Source organism: Prosthecobacter sp., from assembly GCF_044378005.1.
GTDB lineage: Bacteria > Verrucomicrobiota > Verrucomicrobiia > Verrucomicrobiales > Verrucomicrobiaceae > Prosthecobacter.
The window spans coordinates 1-2,649 of record NZ_JBILYB010000326.1 but is presented as its reverse complement, the minus strand read 5'-3'; the positions used below and the strand labels follow the sequence as shown (position 1 = coordinate 2,649).

Below are 2,649 nucleotides of genomic sequence, written 5' to 3'. Positions count from 1 at the left end.
GGTTCAGTTGGGTTCAGGTTCGTTGTTCTTGGGTTTGGCCCGGCTATCCGCAGACTGCGTATAGCTCGGGCAAAGGGTTAGAGGTTCGCGTCGGGGTAGCGGCTATCGAACTGCTGGCAGAGCCGCTGCGCGCTCTTGCGGTAGTGGCGGAACTCCGAGTGCAGCTTGCCGAAGAGGCCGAGGGCGACGGGCCGCGCACTGCCGGTCCACCCGAGATAGTCCCAGAGGAAGCGCAGCCCATCGGAGGCGGTGGCGGTGCGCTTGGCTTGGATCTTGTTCTTTCCGAACCCGCCGAGGCATTGGACATCGCAGGCGCGGCGACACAGCCCAAGCACGCTGGCAAGGTGGTGGAGGATTTTTTCGATGTTCACCGTGCCGGCAAAGACGCGGAACTCCACCACTCCGACGAAGCGTCCGTTGCGGTCACGCTTGAACGCCTTTCGAAAATTCACCATGCCGCGCCCGCACTGCTCGGCGCACTCGGCTTTGACCCGCTCCTGCTCGCAGGTGACAATTTTGAGCATGTGCTCGGCGGTCTGCTCATAGAGCGGATGGCTGTAGTGGTTCAGGTGGCGGTCCGTGCCCGTCTGGCCGTAGAGGCTGCGCGCGTGCCAGCGGGCGATGTGGGCAAGCTTGCGGATGAACTCGCTCACCGCTTTCGTGTCGGAAGTGCCGATCACACTTTCAATGCCCACGGTGATGTGGCAGCCGCAGGAGCGATCAACCGTGGCACCGAGGGCATTGAGCCATTCGACGAATCCGATCAGGTGCTCCACGCCGCGCTCACCATGGAGGATTGGGGAAACGAATTCACAGGGCATCTGCCCGGCGTCGCAGCGGATGGAGCCATCGCGTTCAGCTTTCCAATTGTCAGCGTTGAAGGCAGGAGCATTGCTGCGAGCACCAGCCAGCGTGATGCCAGTGGTGACTGGATACCCGGCGTGGTAATTGCCCACTGCCACGTTGCTGGTCTGCGGGAGGCGGGTTTCCAGTTCAATGCCCCACTGGATGAGGGCGGCTTTAGTATCGGCGGGTTTCATGTGGAGGAATGGATGCGGATGATTGAAGTCCATGCGGACTTCCCCTTGGCCTCGTCACCGTGGCCGCGTGTGTCGCACCGTTTTGATCACCATTTTAAAGACCTCCTATGAGAGGTCCCACAGCTCGCGGAACCCGATGAACTTCGGGAACCTGGGCGCTTCCTTCGCGCCGCTGGGCTGGTGCTTGAACTTCAACATTCGGCCTAACAAGGCTTCACGCTGCTGCCACAGGGTGACGCGGTCCACCCCACCGACGACGTGGTTGTAGCCCAGCCGAAACTCGATGCCCGTCTCCACGTGTTTAACGATGAATCCGCCGAGTTCGCCGCGCCCAACCATGCCGGACTGCGCCATGCTGCGTTTGGTGCGGCCAAACGCGTCCTTCTCAACCGCGTTGTGATTGCTCATGCCCTCGTAAGTATCGAGCACCACGGCCTCCGCGTCCTCGAAGCGCTTGATCTTGAGCAGGTAACCCTCGCGCTCCGTGGACCGGCCGCATTTGTAGGGCGAGCCCGGCGTGCGGATCATGACGCCTTCGTAGCCCTCGCTCACGCAGCGCCCCTCATAGGCCATCAAATCATCGAGTGAATGGATCTGCTCAGGCAGCACCTTATCGACGCGCTCGTAATCGGGCAGCCGCGCCAGTTCCTTCATCCGGCAGGCATAAGGAACGTCGATGCCATCGCTCACATAGTCGAAGACAGCGAAGGTGAAGTCAGGCTCACCACTCTCGCGGCCCACATGCCCGGCGGTTTCGTTGAAGGTGGTGCCTTTCACGATCAACTCGCCATCCAACCCATCAGGCAGGTTGGCTTCGATCCACTCGCGAATGAAGCGATTGGACACGGGCTTGAAGCTGCGCGTCAGGGCGCGACCATTGAGCTTGAGGCAGCGGATGCCGTCAAGCTTGGGCGTGGCCAGCAGCGGGAAGCTGAGGGCATGGAGACGCTCGCACTTGTCGGCGAGCATGGGCTTGGTGATGGGCGATGAGGCGGTGGTGTTCATGGTCATGGAGGGTGGCTTGTTGACCAGCGCTGGGCTGGGTTCCCTCCGGCCTCGTCACCATGGCCTTGTGTGTCGCACCGATTTGATCACCATGTGGCAGAGACGCAGAACACCGTTGTCCATCCATGATTGGCACCATTTGAGCGGCTCTCAGTTCCAACCAACAACACCCCACACCAGCATGACCTTGTGAAGGCGCGTGGGATGCGTTTTACAGGATCAGAGGCTCCGCAAGGTATGAGAGTATGCCGACCCCCGACATGCACTTGTTGCGACCATCAACGCGTGTTGTTGCGACCATCAGGTCAGCCTTCAATCAAGTGATCAAACAACCCTGGCTGCAATGGCTCCAACGCCGCCTGCTCCGCTTTGAAGAAGTCTGCCTTCGTCTTTCCGCGCTTCTTGCCCTCGCGTGTGTGGCAATCATACGCATACTCAGGGATGGCTACATACTCACCGCTGCTGCGCAGTTCTTGGGCGAGCGTGTCAGGATCAAGTCCTGCGCTTTGATCATAGACGTAATTTTGCAGGTGATCGGGATCACGGCTTTTCTTCGATAAGCACAGCAGAATGACCGCCTTGCTGATGAAGATGCGGCCCTTGG

The 2,649-nt window shown here is 60.1% G+C and carries 2 protein-coding genes and 1 pseudogene; all 3 read right to left on the bottom strand.

Going from position 1 to position 2,649, the window contains the following annotated elements:
- Nucleotides 1-77: 77 nt before the first annotated feature.
- Nucleotides 78-1,040 carry an amidoligase family protein gene (locus AC6FTP_RS26820; protein ID WP_497209961.1) on the bottom strand — a complete coding sequence of 321 codons (963 nt, stop codon included), beginning with the start codon at nucleotides 1,038-1,040 and terminating at the stop codon, nucleotides 78-80.
- Between the two features lie 105 nt (nucleotides 1,041-1,145).
- Complete coding sequence (locus AC6FTP_RS26815; RefSeq protein ID WP_497209960.1) at nucleotides 1,146-2,045, bottom strand: ATP-dependent DNA ligase; 900 nt, start codon at nucleotides 2,043-2,045, stop codon at nucleotides 1,146-1,148.
- A gap of 305 nt (nucleotides 2,046-2,350) precedes the next feature.
- Nucleotides 2,351-2,649 (bottom strand): annotated as a pseudogene (locus AC6FTP_RS26810) (hypothetical protein); the annotation flags it as partial.

Bases quoted from the DNA above. Each gene is read 5' to 3' on its own strand.
- AC6FTP_RS26820 (WP_497209961.1), bottom strand. From the start codon at position 1,040: ATGAAACCCGCCGATACTAAAGCCGCCCTCATCCAGTGGGGCATTGAA.
- AC6FTP_RS26815 (WP_497209960.1), bottom strand. From the start codon at position 2,045: ATGAACACCACCGCCTCATCGCCCATCACCAAGCCCATGCTCGCCGAC.